Source organism: Sphingobium naphthae (genome assembly GCF_043589935.1).
Lineage (GTDB): Bacteria > Pseudomonadota > Alphaproteobacteria > Sphingomonadales > Sphingomonadaceae > Sphingobium > Sphingobium naphthae_A.
This window is the reverse complement of record NZ_CP171454.1, coordinates 435506-456503: the sequence shown is the minus strand read 5'-3', so window position 1 is coordinate 456503 and position 20998 is coordinate 435506. Positions and strand designations below refer to the sequence as shown.

25 protein-coding genes are annotated in these 20998 nt (G+C 65.4%); 15 read left to right on the top strand and 10 right to left on the bottom strand.

All coding sequences use genetic code 11. From position 1 onward, the window contains the following. The 7 genes from ACGGKE_RS02215 to rplI all read left to right on the top strand — a co-directional run bounded on the left by ACGGKE_RS02215 (window position 1) and on the right by rplI (window position 4589). The gene (locus ACGGKE_RS02215) at window positions 1-702 is read left to right on the top strand and encodes an ABC transporter ATP-binding protein (RefSeq protein WP_394439741.1); all 702 of its coding nucleotides are present in this window, start codon (window positions 1-3) and stop codon (window positions 700-702) included. 103 nt (window positions 703-805) lie between these two features. Beyond that, window positions 806-2011 (top strand): ABC transporter permease, encoded by a 1206-nt coding sequence (locus ACGGKE_RS02210; protein WP_394439738.1) that lies wholly within the window; start codon window positions 806-808, stop codon window positions 2009-2011. Window positions 2012-2181: 170 nt separating this feature from the next. Continuing rightward, window positions 2182-2553: an RcnB family protein gene (locus ACGGKE_RS02205; RefSeq protein ID WP_394439735.1), complete on the top strand. Its 372-nt coding sequence runs from the start codon at window positions 2182-2184 to the stop codon at window positions 2551-2553. Between the two features lie 161 nt (window positions 2554-2714). Then, window positions 2715-3116 (top strand): BLUF domain-containing protein, encoded by a 402-nt coding sequence (locus ACGGKE_RS02200; protein WP_394439732.1) that lies wholly within the window; start codon window positions 2715-2717, stop codon window positions 3114-3116. A gap of 193 nt (window positions 3117-3309) precedes the next feature. Further along, on the top strand, window positions 3310-3735 hold the full coding sequence (gene rpsF / locus ACGGKE_RS02195) for a 30S ribosomal protein S6 (protein WP_009821299.1): 426 nt from the start codon (window positions 3310-3312) through the stop codon (window positions 3733-3735). Between the two features lie 13 nt (window positions 3736-3748). After that, a complete protein-coding gene (gene rpsR / locus ACGGKE_RS02190) occupies window positions 3749-3973 on the top strand; it encodes a 30S ribosomal protein S18 (protein WP_009821298.1) in 225 nt (74 codons plus the stop codon). Window positions 3974-3986: 13 nt separating this feature from the next. Next, window positions 3987-4589 (top strand): 50S ribosomal protein L9, encoded by a 603-nt coding sequence (gene rplI / locus ACGGKE_RS02185; protein WP_394439727.1) that lies wholly within the window; start codon window positions 3987-3989, stop codon window positions 4587-4589. Between the two features lie 94 nt (window positions 4590-4683). Here rplI and ACGGKE_RS02180 read toward each other — a convergent pair whose 3' ends face one another. Next, window positions 4684-5061 (bottom strand): VOC family protein, encoded by a 378-nt coding sequence (locus tag ACGGKE_RS02180; RefSeq protein WP_394439724.1) that lies wholly within the window; start codon window positions 5059-5061, stop codon window positions 4684-4686. A 17-nt stretch (window positions 5062-5078) separates the two neighbouring features. Further along, window positions 5079-5381 (bottom strand): plasmid stabilization protein, encoded by a 303-nt coding sequence (locus ACGGKE_RS02175; protein WP_394439721.1) that lies wholly within the window; start codon window positions 5379-5381, stop codon window positions 5079-5081. A gap of 130 nt (window positions 5382-5511) precedes the next feature. On the opposite strand from ACGGKE_RS02175, the gene ACGGKE_RS02170 reads away from it, so the two are divergent. From ACGGKE_RS02170 to ACGGKE_RS02150, 5 genes are all read left to right on the top strand, one after another. Beyond that, on the top strand, window positions 5512-5844 hold the full coding sequence (locus tag ACGGKE_RS02170; protein WP_394439718.1) for a hypothetical protein: 333 nt from the start codon (window positions 5512-5514) through the stop codon (window positions 5842-5844). Then, complete coding sequence (locus tag ACGGKE_RS02165; RefSeq protein ID WP_394439715.1) at window positions 5841-6065, top strand: hypothetical protein; 225 nt, start codon at window positions 5841-5843, stop codon at window positions 6063-6065. Before ACGGKE_RS02170 ends, ACGGKE_RS02165 begins: the two co-directional genes overlap by 4 nt. A gap of 94 nt (window positions 6066-6159) precedes the next feature. Continuing rightward, a complete protein-coding gene (locus ACGGKE_RS02160) occupies window positions 6160-7089 on the top strand; it encodes a DUF808 domain-containing protein (protein WP_394439712.1) in 930 nt (309 codons plus the stop codon). 54 nt (window positions 7090-7143) lie between these two features. Next, window positions 7144-8514, top strand: coding sequence for an MATE family efflux transporter (locus ACGGKE_RS02155; protein ID WP_394439709.1), 1371 nt, complete (start codon window positions 7144-7146; stop codon window positions 8512-8514). A 90-nt stretch (window positions 8515-8604) separates the two neighbouring features. After that, entirely contained in the window at window positions 8605-8925 is a 321-nt protein-coding gene (locus ACGGKE_RS02150; protein WP_228167786.1) for a WYL domain-containing protein, read from the top strand. A gap of 58 nt (window positions 8926-8983) precedes the next feature. Here the strand turns inward: ACGGKE_RS02150 and ACGGKE_RS02145 are convergent, their stop codons facing one another. The 3 genes from ACGGKE_RS02145 to ACGGKE_RS02135 are packed head-to-tail and all read right to left on the bottom strand — an operon-like array spanning window position 8984 to window position 11373. After that, window positions 8984-9754, bottom strand: coding sequence for an ABC transporter permease (locus tag ACGGKE_RS02145; protein ID WP_394439705.1), 771 nt, complete (start codon window positions 9752-9754; stop codon window positions 8984-8986). Further along, on the bottom strand, window positions 9751-10683 hold the full coding sequence (locus ACGGKE_RS02140; RefSeq protein ID WP_394439702.1) for an ABC transporter ATP-binding protein: 933 nt from the start codon (window positions 10681-10683) through the stop codon (window positions 9751-9753). Before ACGGKE_RS02140 ends, ACGGKE_RS02145 begins: the two co-directional genes overlap by 4 nt. A gap of 60 nt (window positions 10684-10743) precedes the next feature. Next, the gene (locus tag ACGGKE_RS02135; protein WP_394439699.1) at window positions 10744-11373 is read right to left on the bottom strand and encodes a class I SAM-dependent methyltransferase; all 630 of its coding nucleotides are present in this window, start codon (window positions 11371-11373) and stop codon (window positions 10744-10746) included. Window positions 11374-11616: 243 nt separating this feature from the next. Here ACGGKE_RS02135 and ACGGKE_RS02130 point away from each other — a divergent pair, with 243 nt between their 5' ends. From ACGGKE_RS02130 to mmsB, 3 genes are read left to right on the top strand one after another with little or no spacing between them, the layout of a single operon-like run. Beyond that, window positions 11617-12762, top strand: coding sequence for an acyl-CoA dehydrogenase family protein (locus ACGGKE_RS02130; protein WP_394439696.1), 1146 nt, complete (start codon window positions 11617-11619; stop codon window positions 12760-12762). Window positions 12763-12793: 31 nt separating this feature from the next. Next, the gene (locus ACGGKE_RS02125) at window positions 12794-13879 is read left to right on the top strand and encodes an enoyl-CoA hydratase/isomerase family protein (RefSeq protein ID WP_394441691.1); all 1086 of its coding nucleotides are present in this window, start codon (window positions 12794-12796) and stop codon (window positions 13877-13879) included. A 29-nt stretch (window positions 13880-13908) separates the two neighbouring features. After that, window positions 13909-14793, top strand: a complete 885-nt coding sequence (gene mmsB / locus ACGGKE_RS02120) for a 3-hydroxyisobutyrate dehydrogenase (RefSeq protein ID WP_394439693.1) — start codon at window positions 13909-13911, stop codon at window positions 14791-14793. 13 nt (window positions 14794-14806) lie between these two features. On the opposite strand, the gene ACGGKE_RS02115 is transcribed toward mmsB, so the two are convergent. The 5 genes from ACGGKE_RS02115 to folE form a co-directional block, all read right to left on the bottom strand. After that, window positions 14807-16036, bottom strand: coding sequence for a dipeptidase (locus tag ACGGKE_RS02115; RefSeq protein ID WP_394439690.1), 1230 nt, complete (start codon window positions 16034-16036; stop codon window positions 14807-14809). Further along, window positions 16036-18408 carry a TonB-dependent receptor gene (locus tag ACGGKE_RS02110; protein ID WP_394439687.1) on the bottom strand — a complete coding sequence of 791 codons (2373 nt, stop codon included), beginning with the start codon at window positions 18406-18408 and terminating at the stop codon, window positions 16036-16038. Before ACGGKE_RS02110 ends, ACGGKE_RS02115 begins: the two co-directional genes overlap by 1 nt. A 221-nt stretch (window positions 18409-18629) precedes the next feature. Then, a complete protein-coding gene (locus ACGGKE_RS02105; protein WP_394441688.1) occupies window positions 18630-19409 on the bottom strand; it encodes an enoyl-CoA hydratase-related protein in 780 nt (259 codons plus the stop codon). A 51-nt stretch (window positions 19410-19460) separates the two neighbouring features. Next, window positions 19461-20300: an SDR family oxidoreductase gene (locus tag ACGGKE_RS02100; RefSeq protein WP_394439684.1), complete on the bottom strand. Its 840-nt coding sequence runs from the start codon at window positions 20298-20300 to the stop codon at window positions 19461-19463. Further along, complete coding sequence (gene folE / locus ACGGKE_RS02095; RefSeq protein WP_394439681.1) at window positions 20297-20902, bottom strand: GTP cyclohydrolase I FolE; 606 nt, start codon at window positions 20900-20902, stop codon at window positions 20297-20299. Before folE ends, ACGGKE_RS02100 begins: the two co-directional genes overlap by 4 nt. Window positions 20903-20998: the final 96 nt, after the last annotated feature.

Below are 20998 nucleotides of genomic sequence, written 5' to 3'. Positions count from 1 at the left end.
ATGGCGAACGAACCGATCATCTCGCTGCGCGGCGTGACCAAAATCTATGGCGAAGGCCCCACGGCCTTCCAGGCGCTCAAGGGCATCGATCTCGACATCGCGCAGGGTGATTTCGTCGCGGTCATGGGCCCGTCGGGGTCCGGCAAGTCGACGACGATGAACATATTGGGCTGCCTCGACGTGCCATCGGGCGGCGCCTTCCTGTTCAAGGGTCGCCATGTCGAAACGCTGGACCGCGACCAGCGCGCGCTGCTGCGCCGGCGCTATCTCGGCTTCGTGTTCCAGGGCTTCAACCTTCTGTCGCGCACCACGGCGCTCGAAAATGTCGAGCTGCCCCTGCTCTATCGCGGCGAAGACAAGAAGACGCGCTATGACATGGGCATGGCTGCGCTCGACAAGGTGGGCCTGAAACCCTGGTGGGACCATACGCCCGCCGAACTGTCAGGCGGTCAGCAGCAGCGCGTCGCCATCGCGCGCGCCATCGTGACTCAACCCGACGTACTGCTGGCTGACGAGCCGACCGGCAATCTCGATTCGGAACGATCGGTTGAAATCATGCAGTTGCTGACCGATCTCAACCGCAACAGCGGCATCACCGTGCTGATGGTGACGCATGAGCCGGACATGGCCGCCTTCGCGCGCACGATCGTGCATTTCAAGGACGGGCTGGTCGAGCGGATCGAGGCGAAAGCGGCGGCATGACGATGATCGCACCCTTCGTTCGTCCTGAACCTCGCGAAGTCTGCGGCGCCCACGATCGCGCTTCGGTCGGTGCGACCCGAACCTGTCTGAAAGGGCGCAAGCGGTGCTAGGCACGACCATCATCCTCGCCTTCCGCGCGATCAACCGGCACAAGCTGCGCAGCTTCCTGACCACGCTGGGCATCATCATCGGCGTGGCGGCGGTCGTCACCATGGTGACGCTGGGCAATGGCGCGACCGCGGCGGTGCGGGAACAGATCAGCTCGCTCGGCGCCAACGTCCTGCAACTGCGCCCCGGCCAGGGTTTTGGCCGCGGCGGCGGCGGGCCGCGCCCGCCCGACTTCAAGGAAGCGGACCTGACCGCCATTCAGAACCAGCTGACCGGCGTGCGCGCGGTCGCGCCGATCGTGCAGTCGAGCGGCACGGCCATCTATGAAGGCAATAACTGGTCCACCACCGTCTATGGCACGACATCGGCCTATTCGGAGGTACAGCAGTGGAAGGTGGCCGACGGCCGCCTGTTCATGCCGGAAGAGGAAGAAGCCGGCAAAGCGGTGTGCGTTATCGGCAATACGGTGCGCACCAACCTGTTCCAGAATAGCGAGCCGGTTGGCCAGCGGATGCGCATCAAGGGCGTGTCCTGCCAGGTGATCGGCGTGCTGGAAACGCGCGGCCAAGGCGGCTTTGGCGACCAGGACGATGTCGTGGTCATGCCGATCCGCTTCGTCCAGCGGCGCTTCACCGGCGATCGCGACGTCAGCCAGATCATGGTCGCCGTCGACGACGCCTATGACACGTCGACGGTGCAGGCCAGCCTGGAGGAACTGATGCGCGAGCGGCGCAAGATCAAGCCGGGTGCGGAGGATAATTTCAACGTCTTCGACACCAAGCAGATCAGCGACACGCTGACCGGCACGACGACCATCCTGACCCAGATCGTCGGCGCGGTGGCGGCAATTTCGCTGCTGGTCGGCGGCATCGGCATCATGAACATCATGCTGGTGTCGGTGACCGAGCGCACACGGGAGATCGGCATCCGCCTCGCGATCGGCGCGGTCGCGCGCGAAGTGCTGATGCAGTTTCTGGTCGAAGCGATTGTGCTGTCCTGCCTGGGCGGCCTCATCGGCCTGTTCCTGGCGCTGCTCGCCTCTCTCGCCATCGCGCCGCTGATGCAGGTTCCCTTCATCTTCGATCTGAGAGTGAACCTCATCGCCTTCCTCTTTTCGGCCGCGATCGGGGTGGTGTTCGGCTATTTCCCCGCCCGCCGCGCCGCTGGCCTCAACCCCATCGACGCGCTGCGCCACGAATAGGCGCAGCGCCCTGTCCGCGCCGGCATGAACGGCGGTTCAGGCGCGATTCCAAGCTGTTACATTTTCCGACACTTATGCCCCCGGCGCGACACAAGGGCGCGACAACTGGCTCCTAAATCTGTTTTCGACGCCGGGACACGGCGCCGGAACAGAAGGCAAAGGAGCAAGACATGTTCAAGAAGATCATCATGGCCCTGGCCACCACGACCCTGGTCGCCAGCCCCATCGTCACCGCACAGGCGCAGGCCGCGCCGCATCGGCAGGAAGTGACCCGCACGGTCGTCAAGCAGCAGCCCCATGGCCGCACCGTCGTGAAGCAGAAGACCACCGTCCGCAAGGCGACGCCGGCGCGCCACTGGGCCAAGGGCCAGCGCTTCGATCGTCGCTACGCCACCAACTATCGGGTCGTCAGCAACTATCGCGATTACCGCCTGTCGGCCCCGCCCCGCGGCTACCAGTGGGTGCGGTCGGGCAATGATGCGGTGCTGATCGCGATCACCAGCGGCATCATCGGCGCGGTCGTCGGCAGCGCCATCCGCTGACATCCCCATGGCGCTCAGCGCCTCGGCAATGGGCAGACAGCGCGCCCCGGGGGTCCCTCTCCCCCTCGGGGCGCTTCATGATCCACGTTAATCACGGGATATTAAGGGCTTTGCTATAGCGCTCGACACTGGCCGGGGGGCCGCCTCATCGGAACCATGTCATGTCCTTGCATCAGATCATGTATATCAGCAGCGCCACCGGACCCATGTCGTCCACCGAGTGCGCGACCATCGCCCAGGCGGCGGCGGAGCGGAACCAGGCTGACAATGTCACGGGTCTGCTGCTGTTCAACAGCAAGCGCTTCCTGCAGGTGCTGGAAGGCCGGCGCGAGGCCGTGGACCGTATCTATGCGCGGATCGGCCGCGACGGACGCCACAACGCCCTCGTCAAGCTGCGCGACATTCCCATCGACGCGCGCGAATTCGGGGAGTGGGGCATGGCCTATGACGACCCCTTCCAGCCCTCCTCCGCGCTGAAGGACAAGGTCGCCGCCCTGCTGGACCGCGCCGGCCCATCGACTCGCGCGCATTTCATCGGCTCGGCGGAAATGCACCGGGGTTGACGCGCTGAAAAGCGGAACAGGGACGGCTCCGGGACCAAGGCTTGCCTTTTCCTCCCCTTTCCGTCATAGGCGCCGCTTCCCACGGGACCGGGGTGACTCGGCTCCGCGCGGATCAATGCATTTGAGACGACAGCCGGAGGGGCGTTCCACATGGGGTGGGCGTCAGCGATCGGCCAACAGATGAGGCAATGACATGGCTCTTTACGAGCACGTCTTCCTTGCGCGCCAGGATCTGGCACAGGCGCAGGTGGACGCCCTGGCGGAAACCGCCACCAAGATCGTCGAGGATATGGACGGCAAGGTCACCAAGGTCGAGACTTGGGGCCTGCGCAGCCTGGCCTACAAGATCGCCAAGAACCGCAAGGCGCATTATGTGATGCTGAACATCGACGCCCCCGCCGGCGTCGTCGCGGAACTGGAGCGCCAGACCCAGATCAACGAAGACATCATCCGCTACATGACCGTCAAGGTCGACGAGCTGGAAACCGGCCCGTCGGTGATGATGCGCAAGCAGGAACGCTCGGACCGTGGCGATCGCGGATCGCGCGGCGACCGTGGCGGCCGTGATGGCGATCGTGGCCCGCGCCGCGAGCGCGAAGACGCGAACGCTGGCGAATAAGGAGATCTGAACCATGGCACGCCCGTTTTTCCGCCGCCGCAAGAGCTGCCCCTTCGCCGCCAAGGATGCGCCGAAGATCGATTATAAGGACGTCCGTCTGCTGCAGGGCTTCGTGTCCGAGCGCGGCAAGATCGTCCCCAGCCGCATCACCGCCGTTTCGGCCAAGAAGCAGCGCGAGCTGGCTTCAGCCATCAAGCGCGCCCGTCACCTGGGCCTGCTGCCCTACATCGTGAAGTAAGGGAGAAAGACCCATGGAAATCATTCTCCTCGAACGCATCGAGAAGCTGGGCGCGATCGGCGACGTCGTGACCGTCAAGGACGGTTACGCCCGCAACTATCTGCTGCCCAACAAGAAGGCCCTGCGCTCCAACAACGCCAACAAGGCGGTGTTCGAAGCCAATCGCGCCCGCATCGAGTCCGAAAACGCCGCCCGCCGGGGCGACGCTGAAAAGGCTGCCGAAGGCGTCAATGGCAAGCAGATCGTCCTCATCCGCCAGTCGTCCAACGCCGGCCATCTCTATGGTTCGGTCGCGGTGCGCGACGTGGTCGAAGCGCTGCACGCTGAAGGCATCACCAACGTCACCAAGGCGATGGTCGTGCTGGAACGCCCGATCAAGACGCTCGGCGTGTTCGACGTCAAGGTCGCGCTGCACCCCGAAGTCGCCGTGACCATCACCGTCAACGTCGCGCGTTCGCCCGAAGAGGCCGAACTCCAGTCGCAGGGCGTGGATGTGATGGCCGAAATGTTCGAAAAGGACGAAACCGGCTTCACCGAAGAGTATGATCCCAATGCGGAACCCGGCGAGATCGCCGCGGAAACCGAAGAAGACGCTCCGGCTGAAGACGAAGCCTGAATGTCCTGATGGATCACGCGAAAAAGCCGCCCGGCGACGGGCGGCTTTTTTGTTGCCAGCGTAACCTTGGCAGGTTCGCCGCTTGCTCAGCGCCTCATGGCGCGGCGAAGGTCAGCGCCTCGATCTTGTTGCCGTCGGGGTCGCGGATAAAAGCGGCATAATAATGGGCGTCATAGGCGGGCCGCAGGCCAGGCGGACCATCGGCCGTCCCGCCCTGCGCCAGGGCCGTCGCGTAGAAGGCGTCCACCGCCGCCCGGCTCTCCACCTCGAACGCGACATGCACCCCATTGCCGACGCTGGCGGGTTGCCCGTCGGCGGGCAGGTTGAGGCTGAAGACGGTGATGCCCGCGCCATAGCCCACGGCATCCTCGACATCCAATGTCCGGCTGAGGCCCACCGCCTTCATGACGGGATCGTAAAAGCCGCGGGCGAGATCAAGATCGGCCGTGCCGAGCGACAAATGGTGAAGCATGTCGTCGCGCCTCGCCGTCAGCCGGCCTTCTTGCGCCGGGTCTCCCATCCCTTCTTCGCGGCAGCGGAGCGGTCTGCCGCCGAACGCCGGGCGGAGGCCGCGCCACCCTTGCGCCCGCCCTTGCGGGACGCGGCATGCGTGTCCTTGCGACCGCGGCCGGAACCCGACTTGTTGCCGCCGCCCGATTCCTTGTTCACCGTCGCCCAGGCGCGCCGTTCGGCTTCCTTGTGGCTGACGCCGCGATCCTCATAGCCTTTCTCGACATGTTCGGCCTTGCGCTTCTGCTTGTCGGTATAGCTGCTCTTGTCACCCTGGGGCATGGTTCATCTCCTTCACCGCCCCGCTCTCTGTCGAGAACACGGCACCGCCGCCCCCGTTCATTTCAGTGCGATGCCGTTATGAAATGACGGCGAGGGGGGAACGGGCGTCGCTGACGGGCGTTCGACCGACATGGAAAACCGCCCCCTCATTGAACGGCTGGCGCGGCACCTGGCCGCTGACGAGCCTGAAGCATGGCCCAAGCGCGTCGAGGACGCCGCCAGCATCCTCGCCATCCTGAAGGAACCTGACGCCGCGATGCGCGAAGCGGGCGATATGGCTGCATGGGGGGCGATGATCGACGCTGCGCTGCGCGAGCGTTGGTCGCTGGCGCAACCGGCGGCGGCGGATGACGCGCCAGGCGGCACTGACGAGGAGGGCGACATGCGGCTGACCCCGGACTCCGTGGGCCATGATCGCGCCGACTGGATTCATCTTCACAATAAGCAGGAGAAGCCATCATGAAGGGGCTGTTGAAGCTCGGGATCATCACGGGCCTGAGCTATTTCGCGGTCAAGGGCTGGCGCGACTGGATGGGCGGCGACAACGGAGATGATCGCGGCCCGGTCGGATCATCGGGCGTCGTGCGCGACGCGGGACCGCAACATGATGACGAGGAGTGGGACAAGGTTGACGAGCAGGTGGACGAAAGCTTTCCCGCCAGCGACCCGCCCGGCAATTTCTGAGGCGATACAGCCCATTGCTCCGCGGACCCGCGCCGATTAAGGAAGCGGGCGCACAGGTGGCGCGCTCGCCGCCTGCAACAGGGGACCAACTGCCATGCCTTCGGGTCTGATCGCGCTGCTCGACGATGTGGCGGGTATCGCCAAGCTCGCCGCCACCTCGCTCGACGATGTCGCGGGCGCGGCGGGCCGGGCCGGCTCCAAGGCCGCGGGCGTGGTGATCGACGACACGGCGGTCACGCCCAATTATGTGATGGGCCTCACCCCCGATCGCGAATTACCAATCATCTGGAAGATCGCCAAGGGCTCCTTGCGCAACAAGCTGCTGTTCCTGTTGCCCGCCGCTCTGCTGCTGTCGGCCTTCGCCCCATGGCTGCTGCCGCCGCTGCTGATGGCGGGGGGCGCCTTTCTCTGCTTCGAGGCGGTCGAGAAGATGATCGAGGCGATGGGCCATGGCCATGATGTCGCCGTCAAAGCCGTGCAAACGCACAACTCGGCCGAACTGGAGCAGCAGAAGGTCTCCGGCGCGATCCGCACCGATTTCATCCTGTCGGGCGAAATCATGGCGATCGCGCTGGGCACAGTGGCCAGCGAGCCGATCTGGGAACAGGCGATCGTCCTGATCGTCGTCGCGCTGCTCATCACCGCCGGCGTCTATGGCGTCGTCGGGTTGATCGTGAAGATGGACGATATCGGGCTGCATCTGGCGCAGCGCCAAGCGGCCGCCACCCAGGCGCTGGGCCGCGGCCTCGTCAAGGCGATGCCCGTGCTGATGTCGGTGCTCAGCGTCGTCGGGACTGCCGCCATGCTCTGGGTCGGCGGGGGGTTGATCGTCCATGGCCTGCACGAATTCCACTGGGATCTGGTGCCCGGCGCCATCCACCATCTGGCCGAAGGCGCGGCCCATGCCCTGCCCGCGATCGCACCAGCGGCGGACTGGATCGTCAATGCCATTGGCGGCGCGATCGTCGGCCTGGTGGTCGGCGGCATCATCGTCGCCGTCCTGCACCTGTTCAAGAAGCATTAGGCCGACACTCCCGAGGGACCAGCGGAGATGCGCGCATCTCCCCCAACGCCATCCATGACATTTCAAACACCCTGGCGCCTCGAAGCGCGCGCGCTGATCTTGCTGGCCCTGCCGATGATCGCCGGCAATATCGCCTGGTCGGCCATTGCCGCCAGCGACCTGCTGCTGCTGGGCCGCAGGGGCGCGGAAAGCGTCGCCGCCGGCGCGCTCGCCATCAATCTGTTCCACGCCTTGCTGATCTTCGGAATGGGGCTGGTCACCGCCGCCTCGCCGCTGATCGCGAGCGAGCGCGGCCGGCGCCGCCACAGCGTGCGCGACGTGCGCCGCACCGTGCATCAGACGCTGCGTGCCGCGCTCTTCTTCGTCATCCCCGCCTGGGTTCTATTGTGGCAATGCGAAGCGATCATGCGCGCGCTGGGGCAGCAGCCTGACCTGGCGCGCGGCGCTGGCGAGCTGATGCGCGGCCTGCAATGGGCGCTGCTCCCGTTCCTGGGGTTCACGACGCTGCGCAACTTCATCGCCGCGCTGGAACGGCCGGTCTGGGGCCTTGTCATCATGCTGGCCGCGATCCCGATCAATATCGCAGCCGGCTGGGCGCTGATCTTCGGCCATCTCGGCCTGCCCGCGCTCGGCCTGTTCGGCGCGGGACTGGCGAGCAGCCTGTCGTCCAGCTTCCTGTTCCTGGGGTTGCTGGCGGTCATCCTGATCGACCGGCGTTTCCGGCGCTATCGGCTGATGGGCCGTTTCTGGACTCGCGATCGGGAACGGCATCGGCAGGTGTGGGCGCTCGGCCTGCCGATCGCCGTGACGCTGGGGTTCGAAACGACGGTGTTCAACGCATCGGCCTTCCTCATGGGACTGATCGGCCGGGATTCGCTCGCCGCCCATGCCGTCGCGATCCAGATCGCGGCGCTGGTGTTCATGGTGCCGATGGGCATCGGCCAGGCTGCGACCGTGCGAGTGGGCATCGCCTATGGCCGCGCCGACTGGGCGGGCGTCGGGCGCGCGGGCTGGCTGGCGCTGGGCATCGGCACCGGTTTCGCCTGCTGCGCGGCCGCATTGCTGATCCTGGCCCCGCGGCTGCTGGTGTCCGCCTTCCTCGACCTCTCCGATCCCGCCAATGCGCGCACCGCGGCGCTGGCGGTCAGCTTCCTCGCCGTCGCCGCCCTGTTTCAGCTGGCCGATGCCGCCCAGGCCGTGGGCGCGGGCGTGCTGCGCGGCGTGCAGGACACGCGCGTGCCGATGATCTTCGCACTGATCGGCTATTGGGTGGTGGGGATCGGCGTCGGCACGCTGCTCGCCTTTCCCGGCGGCATGGCGGGCGTCGGTATCTGGCTGGGGCTCGCCAGCGGCCTCAGCGCAGCGGCGCTGCTGCTGGTGGCGCGGTGGAGCCTGCGCGACCGGCTGAGGCTGCTTCCGGTCTGATCGGTTCGCCGCGACGATTGCACGGGAGGAAATGGTGCGGCGCACAAAGCAATTGAAAGAATCACGAAAATCCGTCAGGGAGAGCCGATCATGCAAGCCCCGACCGAGATTTTTGAAGCGATCGCGCTCCAGAAGTGCCTGAAGGTGACCTATAACAAGATGGTCGTCACCCTGGCGCCGCACATCCTCTACACCCGTCACGACGAAATGTATATCGACGCCGTGACGACGGACCGGGACGGCCGTCCGCCGCGCGAGTTGAAGCTTGGCACGTTCAAGCTGGCGGGCCTGTCGGACCTGCAGGTGCTGGATGACACGTTCGAGGCGATGTACGGCCTCTATAATGACGGCGACGACAAATATAAGGGCGTGACCCTGTTCGCCGTCGCGCCCGAAAGCGCCGCCGCCTGATCCTTCCCGCTTGAATGCCCTGGCGGGCGGCAGCGCCGCAGCGCCCCCGCCCCGTCCCCTATTTCTTCAGTCTATATCCGGTGCGGAAAATCCAGCCGATGATGGCGATGCAGACCGCCAGCATCCCCGCGACGAAGGCCAGGCTGAATTCGATCCCGACGTCGCCCTTGCCGAAGAAGGTCCAGCGAAAGCCCGAGATCAGATAGACGATCGGGTTGAAAAGCGTGATCGTGCGCCAGGGCTCGGCCAGCATATGGACCGAATAGAAGGCGCCGCCCAGGAAGGTCATGGGCATGATCAGCAGCAGCGGGATGACCTGCAACTGCTCGAAACTCTGCGCCCAAATGCCCAGGATGAAGCCGAACAGGCAGAAACTGACAGCGATCAGCACCATGAAGCCGGCCATGGCGATCGGATGCGCGACCTCTATGTCCACGAACAGGTGCGCCGTCACGAAGATGATGGTGCCCACGATCAGCGACTTGGTCGCCGCCGCGCCGACATAGGCGATGACCGTTTCGGCCGCAGATACGGGGGCCGACAGCAGTTCGTAGATGGTGCCGGTGAATTTGGGCATGTAGATGCCGAAACTGGCGTTGAAGATGCTTTCGGTGAACATCGACATCATGATCAGGCCGGGCACGATGAAGGCGGCATAGGGGATGCCCTCCACTTCCGTCATGCGCGACCCGATCGCGCCGCCGAACACCACGAAATACAGCGATGTGGTAATCACCGGCACCAGCAGGCCCGTCAGCAACGTGCGACGGAACCGGTGCAGCTCGAACTTGTAGATGGCGGCGATGGCGCGCAGATTCTGGAGGCTCATGCGGCCTTCTCCTGATGGACGAGGCTGACGAAAATATCCTCCAGGCTGCTCTGGCGGGTGTTGAGGTCCTTGTAGCCGATGCCAAGGTCGGCCAGCCGCCGCAGCAGCGAGGAGACGCCGGTGCGCTCCGCCTGGGCGTCGAACACATATTCGATCTCATGCCCCTGCGCATGCAGGCTGACGTCCCACTCCGACAATTCGGGCGGCAGCGCGGCGATCGCGTCGGCCAGCACGATCGTCAGCGTCTTCTTGCCCAGCTTCTTCATCAGCGCGGTCTTCTCCTCGACCAGCAGCAATTCGCCCCTGGTGATGACCCCGACCCGGTCCGCCATTTCCTCTGCTTCCTCGATATAATGAGTGGTGAGGATGATGGTGACGCCAGTCTGGCGCAGTTCGCCGATCAGCTTCCACATGTCGCGGCGCAGTTCGACGTCGACGCCGGCGGTGGGCTCGTCCAGGAACAGGACGCGCGGCTCGTGGCTCAACGCCTTGGCGATCATCACGCGGCGCTTCATGCCGCCCGACAGTTCCAATATCTTGTTGTGCCGCTTGTCCCACAGCGATAGGTCGCGCAGGATCTTTTCCACATAGGCATCGTTGCGCGGCTTGCCGAACAGGCCCCGACTGAACGTCACCGTGTCGATCACTCGCTCGAACTGATCAGTGCTCAATTCCTGGGGCACCAGGCCGATGGCGCTGCGCGCGCCGCGATAGTCGCGCAGAATGTCGTGCCCCGCCACGCGCACCGTGCCGCTGGTCGGTCGGGCGATGCCGCAGACGATCGAAATCATCGTCGTCTTGCCCGCGCCATTGGGGCCGAGCAGCGCGAAAATCTCGCCTTCCTGGATCGAAAGATCGACGCCCTTCAGCGCCTCGAAGCCCGACGCATAGCGTTTGGTCAGGCCGGCAATGTCGATAATGGATGCCATGATCGACGTTCCCCCTTGTCGCGTTGCCGCGAAGATAGGAGGCCGATGGTGATGTGCAACCTATTCGCCGCGCCGGAAAAATCGGAAAACGGTCGCGGGCGGGAAGTTGCGGACGGTGTGGCCCGCGCGCACCACATCCAGCCCCAGCGCATCGAGTATGTCGCGATTGACCGGCGGGCGCATCGAATAGGTGAACTGGATGAAGCTGCCGCCCGGCATCAGCATGCGAAAGGCTTCGGAGAGGATGTCGGCATGCATGTGCCGGTCCATCGCCAGCAGCGGCAGGCCGCTCACCACCGTCTGATATGCGCCCGGTTCGCCTGCCGTCGCGGTGGACACAATCTGCGCCGGCGTCTCCAGCACGGACACGGTCGGGAAATGGCGGCGCAGCCCGCGCGCGAAGGCCGGATTGATCTCGACCACTTCCAGCTTGGCCGCCGGCAGGCCGGTATCCAGTATGGCCCGGGTGAAAACGCCGGTGCCCCCACCCAGTTCGAGCACGCGGCCGCCCGCCGGGTCGATCTGCGCCACCATCAGACGCGCGAGATAGCGGCTGGACGGGACCACCGAAGCGGTCTGGCGCGGCTTTTGCACCCAGGCGGCCAGGAAATCGAGATATTCGGTGGCGCGGGTGCGCAACGCGCTATTCTGCAAGGCGATCGCCCGGCTACGCTTGGACCTATGCTGCATGGGCGAAATGCGACCGCTCTCTATCCATCGCGACTCCCTTAGCGGGGTCGCGCCGCCGCGTCGATCAGCTTTCGCGTCGCCGAGGACGCCGCAAGCACGTTCCTGGCTGACCTAGCAAAATTGCGGAGCCGCGATATATAATTTCACAGTTGTCGCCTTTGCCGCGGAATTGCTAAGTACATCGCCAGAATGATCATGGCGCGCAGACCGGCATGACGACAAGAGCCGCAGAGTTAGGAGAGCATGACCCAATTCGACCTCACCGAGGACCAGCGCGCGATCCAGGACATGGCGCGCCGCTTCACCGCAGACGCGATCACGCCTTTCGCCGCCGAATGGGACGAAAAGCATATCTTTCCTCGTGACGCCATTCGCGCCGCGGCGGAACTGGGCTTTGGCAGCATCTACGTATCGGAAGCGTCGGGGGGCATCGGCCTTGGCCGACTGGAAGCAGCGCTGATCATGGAGGCGATGGCCTATGGCTGTCCGTCGACCAGCGCCTTCATCTCGATCCACAACATGGCCTCCTGGATGATCGACCGCTTCGGCAGCCAGGCGGTGAAGGACAAATATCTGCCCGCCATGGTGCCGATGGCGCGCATGGGCAGCTATTGCCTGACGGAAGCGGGATCGGGGTCGGACGCGGCCGCGCTCAAGACGCAGGCGGTGCGCGAAGGCGACCATTATGTCGTCACCGGCTCCAAGCAGTTCATTTCGGGCGGCGGCGAGAATGACATCTATGTCGTAATGGTCCGCACCGGCGAGGAAGGTCCCAAGGGCATCAGCTGCCTCGTCATCGAAAAGGACATGCCCGGCGTCAGCTTCGGCGCGCAGGAACGCAAGCTCGGCTGGCATTCGCAGCCCACCGCGCAGGTGAATTTCGACGGCGTGCGCGTGCCGGCGGACAATCTGGTCGGTGGGGAGGGCGAAGGCTTCCGCATCGCGATGATGGGGCTGGACGGCGGCCGGCTCAACATCGGCGCCTGCTCGCTGGGCGGGGCGCAGCGCTGCATCGACGAAGCGGTGGCCTATAGCAAGGAGCGCAAGCAGTTCGGCCAGGCGATCGCCGACTTCCAGAATACGCAGTTCATGCTGGCCGACATGCAGACCGAACTGGAGGCGGCGCGCACGCTGCTCTATGCCGCCGCGGTCAAGGTGACGGACAATGCGCCCGACAAGACGCGCTTCGCCGCCATGGCCAAGCGCTTCGCCACCGACACCGGATCGTCGGTGGTCGATCGCGCGCTGCAGCTGCATGGCGGCTACGGCTATCTGATGGATTATCCGATCGAGCGCTTCTGGCGCGACCTGCGCGTCCATTCCATATTGGAAGGCACCAACCAGGTGATGCGGATGATCATCGCGCGCGACATGCTGCGGCAGGGATGAAGGCGGCGCCATGGCCCCGCAGGAGATGATGATGACCGATGACGTGCTGACCTTCGTCGAAAATGGCGTCGGACGCATCAGGCTGAACCGGCCCAGGGCGATCCACGCGCTGACGGCGGACATGTGCGGCGCGATCAACGACGCCCTGCTCGCCTGGGCGCGCGACGATGGCGTCGTGGCCGTGATGATCGACCATCTGCCAGCGCCCGATGGCGATCCCAGATTGTCGCGCGGCTTCTGCGCCGGGGGCGACATCGCGCTGATCGCGCGCAGCGCCGCGGCGGACGGCGTGGAGGCGGAGCGTTTCTTCAGCGTCGAATATCGGATGAACCATCTGCTGTTCGTCTATGAAAAGCCGATCGTCGCCTTCATGGACGGCATCGTCATGGGCGGCGGCGTGGGGCTATCGCTGCCGGCGCGCTACCGGGTCGCGACCGAACGCACCAGCTTCGCCATGCCCGAAACCGGCATCGGCCTGTTTCCCGACGTTGGCGGCGGCTGGTATCTGCCGCGCTTGCCCGGCCGCACCGGCGCCTGGCTGGCGACCACGGGCGCGCGGATCGACGGGGCGGACTGCGTCGCGGTCGGCATCGCCACGCATTATATGCCCTCGGATGCGCTGGACGCCGTCAAGGCCCGCATCCTGACCGATCCCTTCGACCTGACGCTCGTGCTCGACGCGGCAAGCACGCAGCCGCCCGCATCGACGCTGCAAGCCGCCCGCGCCGACATCGACCGGCTGTTCGCATCGGACAAGGCGGAGCAGATCGTCGCCGCGCTGGAGGCCGATGGCGGCGAATGGGCGCGCAAGCAGGTGTCGATCCTGCGCACCAAATCGCCGCAGACGATCAAGGTGGCGCTCCGCCAGCTGGTCGAGGGCGCGGCCAAGCCCAGCTTCGCCGACAATATGGCGATGGAGTTCGGCCTCGCCTGCGCCGTCATCCGCCGGCCCGATTTCGTCGAGGGCGTGCGCGCGGTGATCTTCGACAAGGATAATGCGCCGCGCTGGACCCCCGCGACGCTGGAGGAGGTGCGCGACGAGATGATCGACGCGATCTTCGCGCCGCCGCCGCCCGATCGGCAGTGGACGCCCCTGCCCCAGCTGGCCGACGCCTGACCAGAAAGAATGACGAGAGGATGCCCGACATGACCCAGACGATCGCCTTCATCGGCCTTGGCAATATGGGCGGCGGGATGGCCGCCAATCTGCTGAAGAACAGCTATGCCGTCCGCGCCTTCGACTTGTCCGAAGACGCGCTGGCGCGCGCCGAAGGCCATGGCGCGACGCGCGCCGCCAGCGCCATCGATGCCGTGGCGGGGGCGGATGCGGTCGTCACCATGCTGCCGGCGGGCGGCCATGTGGAGCACGTCTATGACCGCGCGCTGTTCGACGCCGCGCGACCGGGCGCGCTGTTGCTCGATTGCTCCACGATCGACGTCGCGACCGCGCGCCGCGTGAGCGAGGCGGCGGCCACGGCGGGGTTCGAGATGGTGGACGCGCCCGTCTCGGGCGGCATCGCGGCCGCCAATGGCGGCACGCTCACCTTCATGGTCGGCGGGACAGACGCCGCCTTCGCCAGGGCCCAGCCGATCCTCGCCGCCATGGGCAAGGCGGTGATCCATGCCGGCGGCCCGGGCAATGGGCAGGCGGCCAAGATTTGCAACAATATGCTGCTGGGCGCGACCATGATCGCGACCTGCGAAAGCTTCGCCATGGCGAAGAAGCTGGGGCTCAACCCGCAGACCTTCTACGATATTTCCAGCGTGTCGTCGGGCCAGAGCTGGTCGATGACCAGCTATTGCCCCGTGCCCGGCGTCGGGCCGCAAACGCCCGCGGACAATGGCTATCAGGGCGGCTTTGCCGTCGGGCTGATGCTGAAGGACCTCAAGCTCGCGAGCGAGGCCGCCGCGTCGGTCGGCGCATCCGTGCCGATGGGAAATGCCGCCGAAGCGCTCTACCAGATGCTGGCCAATCGCGGAGAAGCCGGTCGCGACTTCTCCGCGATGATCGAGATGCTGGAGGGGAAATAGGCGCCGGCTGCGCCTATCGCGCCTTCCCCGCCTCCGCCGCGGCGAGCACACGGAGCACATTGCCGGACCAGATTTTCTGCACGTCGGCCTCGCTATAGCCGGCCTTGAGCAATGCTGCGGTAATTTTGGGCAGGTCGACCACATCCTCCATGCCCACCACGCCGCCGCCGCCGTCCCAATCCGCGCCGACCCCGACATGATCGGGTCCGACGACCTCCAGCGCATGAAGCATATGCTTCATGAAATCGTCGAAGGTCGGCCGATCGGTGTCGGGATACAGCCGGTCGATCTCCTGCCGCTTGGCGAGCAGCTGGGCCCGTCTCTCCGCCGTCATCGTCGCGCCCTCGCGCATATCGGCATAGAGCGCCTTCAGCGCCGCCTGCCGCTGCGGATTGGGGGTGGAGGCGCGCAGATAGGCACCATAGGCGTTCATCTGAATGACGCCGCCCTTGGCCGCCAGCGCCTTCAGATGCGCGTCGTCGATGTTGCGCGGATGGTCGTAGACCGCCTTGCAGCCCGAATGAGTGAGCAGCACCGGCGTCGTGGAAAGCGCCAGCAGGTCGTCCAGCACCTGGTCGCTGCTGTGCGAGGCGTCGGGCACCACGCCCAGCCGGTTCATCTCCGCCAGCAATTGCTTGCCCAGCGGCGACAGGCCGCCGAAGCGCGGCTTGCCCGACGGATCGGTGGAACTGTCGGCAAACTGGTTGTGCGCGAAATGAGCGAAGCCGACGACGCGCACGCCCATGGCGTGGAAAGTGTCGAGCAGCGACACGTCCTCACCCAACGGATAGGCGTTTTCGATCGACATATAGACGACCCGCTTGCCCGCCGCCGCGATCGGGGCTGCATCCTTTGCCTCCAGCGCCAGCGCGAAATTGTCGGGGTCCGCGGCCACCATGTTGCGGATCGACAGGCCCCGCAGGATCGCAAAGTCGCGCGCCTTGCGGAACCCCTCGACCGTCAGCGGACCCTGGCTCGTATAGATGGCCCAGAAGCCGCCATCCAGCCCGCCCTTCTTCATGCGCGGCAGGTCGACCTGCGTATAGTCGTGCAGCACATCATGTTCGTCGTCGATCGACCAGCCGGGCAGGTCGAGCGAGGCCGGCGTGTCGAGATGGCTGTCGAGCGTCAGCAGCCTCTGGTGCAACTGATAGTCCCGCTTCGACACGGTCGGCGCCTGCGCCATGGCGCAGAGCGGGAGCAGCGCCGCAATCGCCGCCCCCATCATCAACGTCGCGCGCATCAGATTTCCCCCGTGATGGTGAACTGGAAGGTGCGCGGGCTGAGCGGACGGAAGAACCCGTCGCCGGTCACCGACGAGGAAATATAGGACAGCGTATCCTTGTCGAACAGATTGTCGATGTTGAACCGCGCCTTCACGCTCTTGACCGGGCCGAAGCTCCAGCCATCGCCAATGTCGACATAGGCGCTGAACACGGTGAAGCCCGGCACGCTCGACCCCGGCGTGTTGGTGAAGGTCGACCAGCGCTTCGAGGTATATTTGCCCGAGATATTGGCGACCAGCCAGCTGGCCGGTTCGATGGTGACGCCGCCGCTGACGATCCATTTCGCACTGTCGGGCAGATATTTGCCGGCGATCTCGATCGGCGTTGCTGCCGGTATGTCGTCCTTGAACTTGGCGTTGTTGTAGGTGACGTTCATATTGCCATAGGCCAGGCCGTCGAGGAAGGCGGGCTTGTAGGTGCCGCTGAATTCCACGCCATAGGCGCGGACCCGGCCGACATTCTGGTAGAAGGTTTCGGTCGCCGCGCCGCCGCTGCCGGGCAGGATGGTCGTGATCGTCTGGATGCGGTTCTTGAACCTTGTGTAATAGCCGGCGAGCGAGGCGTAGAGCTGCCCCTGGTTGGTGCGGATGCCCACTTCCATATTGGTCGATCGTTCCGGCGCCGGCTGCGGCACCAGCGCTCCGCCCGACCGGATGACCGAGAAGATGTCATCCATCCCCTTGGGCAGCGCCATATTCTCGGCATAGGAAGCGAAGACCTGGGTCCGGCCGTCGATCTTGTAGAGGATGCCGGCCATGGGCAGGAACATGTCGCGATATCGGGCGCGATTGACGCTGGGGCCATAGCCTTCCACCGCGACGCCGCTCACCATGCGGTAATAATCGTCGAAATCGCGATAGCCGATATAACCATAGTCCAGCATCAGCCCCTTGAAGCCAAGGTTCAGCACCAGCCGCTCGTCGGCGAGCTTGAGCGTGTCCTTGAGGAATATCTGGAGCGTGTCGCGCTTGGACCGATAGTCGCGGCGCAGATAAACCAGTTCGTCGAGCAAGGGCGCGCCGTCGGGAGCGCCATCCACCGTATTGTAGCGCGCCTGGGTCCGGTGATATTTGTCGACCTCCGCCCACATGCCGGTTTCGACGGTATTGGCGCCCATTTCCCAGTGGAGCTTGGTCGTGATGCCATGGCGGTCGCCGCCCACGCCCGAGCGGCCGAACTCGACGCCGCGCGGCGCAACCACCGGCAGGCCCACCGCCACCTGGCCGGTATAGCGGGTCAGGGAATTGGCATAGGTATCGGGCGAAACGCCATAGCCGCTCTTGTCCTCCCAATAGAGGGTGGATTCGGCCCAGACGCCATCGGCGATGCCGGCATGGAAGGTCGCGCCATACAGCTTGTCCTTCCGCACGTTGATGGCGAGGTTGTAGACCTGCGCATAATTGCTGTTCGAATAATAGACGCCCGGCACGGTCGGCGCAAAACCCGGCGTCGTGTTGGGGACATTTTCGATATAGGCGTAGTCGCGCCCGCACGCGCCCGTCAGACTTTTCACAGTGCAATTATACTGAGCGCGGCTGAGCGTCGGCGAATCATAGTCGAAAAAGTCGTTCGACACGAATTTGAACCGCGCCCAGCTGTCGCCGCCAAGGTCGGCATGGACCTGCGCCTCCCAATGTTCGCGATCCACCGACCCCGGGCCGCGCCACAGGTCGGTGTCGAGCTTGGTGCGGCTGACATAGGCCTTGAACGGCCCCACCCGGCCGGTGCTGGCGCGGATGAAGGTGCGCTTCATGTCGAAGTCGCCGAAGCTCTGGGAGACGAACAGGCCCATCTCCTCCTGCGGGGCGATGCTGTTATATTGCACGACCGGCCCCAGCGTCGAATAGCTGGGCAGCGACACGTCGCCCGCGCCGACCGCGGCCTCCACCACGCCCAGATTTTCATTGTCGACATAGCGGAACACCGGGCTGCCGCCAAAGGCGTCGCTCCTGCCGGTCGGGATGCCGTCGACCACGAAGCCGATCTGGTCCAGGTTGAAGGCGCGCGTCTGGACCGAATTGCCGAATTCATAAAGGCCAAGCGCGCCATCGGTCTGGACGTTGAAGCCGGGCAGCTGCTCCAGCATCTTGAGGCCCGAAATGCCCGATGGCGCGGACAGCAGCGCCTCGCGCGTCACCGCTACGACATTGCTGACCTTGTTCTCGCCGATCGCTTCGGACGATTGCGACACGCGGCGGCCGGTGACGGTGATCTGGCCTTCATCCTCTGCCACGGGCTCCTGCGCACGGGCGGCGCTCAAGGCGCCGGCGGCGCTGGCGATCAGCAATGCGGCGCGCGCGGACAGGCGAATGGACGAACGGACGGACATGTAGAGGCTCCCTGGCTAGTGCGAGCCGATCAGGGTGGCGCGGCGAGCCGCGCCCCTCTCCTTCGTGCCGCTGGCCAGGCGCCGACACACCGACCAGTCGTTTCTCCGTTGTCCGATGAAACGAGGTTGCTGCGCGAAGCCGCCATATGTCCGTCACAAATGCGCGCGCTGTTGCCGCGCGGCCACAGCCCTGCCAGGGAAGCGGGCGTGGGCGCAGCGCCTCAGCGCCCCTTGAACACGCCGGGCCGCTTTTCCACGAAGGCGGTCATGCCTTCCTTCTTGTCTTCCGTCGCGGTGAGGATCTGGAACAGCCGCCGCTCGGTCAGCAGTCCCTGGGCGAGGCCGGTTTCGAAGGCGATGTTCACCATCTCCTTGTTCACCATCGCGGCCATGGGCGGCATGGCGGCGATCAGCGCCGCGTCCTTCAGCGCTTCGTCCAGCAGCTCGGCCGCCGGCACGATGCGGCTGACGAGGCCAGCGCGCTCGGCTTCCTCCGCACCCATCATGCGGCCGGTCAGGCACATGTCCATCGCCTTGGCCTTGCCCACCGCGTGGGTCAGCCGCTGCGATCCGCCCATGCCGGGCGCGACGCCCAGCTTGATCTCGGGCTGGCCGAACTTCGCCGTGTCGGCCGCGATGATATAGTCCGCCATCATCGCCAGTTCGCACCCGCCGCCCAGGGCAAAGCCGTTGACGGCCGCGATCCAGGGCTTTCGCGTCGCGACGACGCCGGTCTGCCAGCCGGAAAAGAAATCCTGCAGGAAGAAATCGGCCGCATCCTTGTCGACCATTTCCTTGATGTCGGCGCCCGCAGCAAAAGCCTTGTCGCCGCTGCCGGTCAGCACCGCGCAGCGCTGCGACGGATCGGCGTCATAGGCCGCAAAGGCAGCGCTCAGGTCCTTGAGCACATGGCTGCTGAGCGCATTCAGCGCCTGCGGCCGGTTGAGCGTGATCAGCGTCACTGCGTCGCGCTGTTCGACCAGGATCGTGTCATAGGTCATCGCCATCTCCCTCATATGGTGTCGGTCGGTCCGGGGCCTTGCGGGCCGCCTCTAGCGGCACAGATGCATGAAGTCGCGGTCATAGCTTTTGAGGTGGGCGCCGCCATCGACATAGAGTGTCTGGCCGGTGATCGCACTCGCCTCGGTCAGGTAAAGCACCGCCTGCGCGATCTCGTCGGCCTGCGGCAGGCGGGCGAGCGGCATCATCTCGCCCAGCCGCTCCATCTGCTGCGTGTCATAATCGGGCGTCGCGATGGTAAGGCCGGGCGCCACCGCATTGACCCGCACCCGCGGCGCCAGGCTGGCGGCGCTCGTCCGGGTGAGCCCGGCCAGCGCCAGCTTGGAAAGCGTATAGGCCAGCTGGTCGCCATGGGGATGGTCGATCCGCTGGTCCAGGATATTGACGATGCAGCGGTCGCCCGCGCCGGCCGGAACGGTGGCGAAGGCCTTGGTCAGCATCGCCGGCGCGGCGCAGTTGACCGCATAATGACGCATTAAATCGTCGGCGCTGACGCTCTCAAGCCGGTCCTGCCCGAAAATCGCGGCGCTGTTGACCAGAATGTCGGGCGGCCGGCCGAAACGCGCCGCCACCTGCGCCACCAGCTCCTCGGCCCCTTCGGGATCGGCGAAATCGACGACGAAGCCGTCCCATTCGGTCCCCTCCTCCTCCAGCGCCAGCGCCAGATGGGAATCGAGCCGCGTATCGTGGCTGCCATGGATGGCGAGCGAGTGGCCGGCCCGCGCCAGCGCGGCGGAAATGATCCCGCCCAGCCGGCGATGGCCGCCGGTTACCAGCGCCAGCCGCTTGGCCGCCAGCGGCTTGCCCACGGGCTCGGCCTGCGTGCGGGCGCGGCCGAGCGGGCGATAGGCTGGCTCTTCCGCTTCGGTCATGCGGTGATGAGCTTCAGCACTTCCTCGCGCGACTTTTCATCGTCGCGGAACACGCCGAGCATCCGGCTGGTCTTCATGATGACATTGGGCGTCCGCACGCCGCGCCCGGTCATGCAGCCATGGGTCGCCTCGATCACCACGGCGACGCCCTGGGGCTTGAGATGCTCCTGGATGCAATTGGCCACTTCCGACGTCAGCCGCTCCTGCACCTGCAGCCGGTTGGCGAAGGCATGAAGGACGCGGGCGAGCTTCGATATGCCCACCACATAATCGCCCGGCAGATAGGCGATATGCGCCTTGCCCACGATCGGCGCCATATGATGTTCGCAATGCGACTGAAACGGAATGTCCTTCAGCAGCACGATATCGTCATAGCCGCCCACTTCGTGGAAGATGCGCGAAAGATGATAGGCCGGATCATCGTTATAGCCGCGGCAATATTCCCGCCAGGCGCGCGCGACGCGCTCGGGCGTTTCCAGCAGCCCTTCGCGTTCGGGCGCATCGCCGGCCCAGCGGATCAGGGTGCGGATGGCGTCGCTGACGTCCGCGGGGACCGGTTCCTTGCCTTCGCCAACGGTTTCCGCATCGAGATCACATGCCATGGACAGCGCCGCTCCTTTCGCTCATGGCTCGCATATGGCGGCTGGGGTCCGTCCTGACCAGTCCTTTCCGGCCATGCTGGACACAAGATCGCCCCG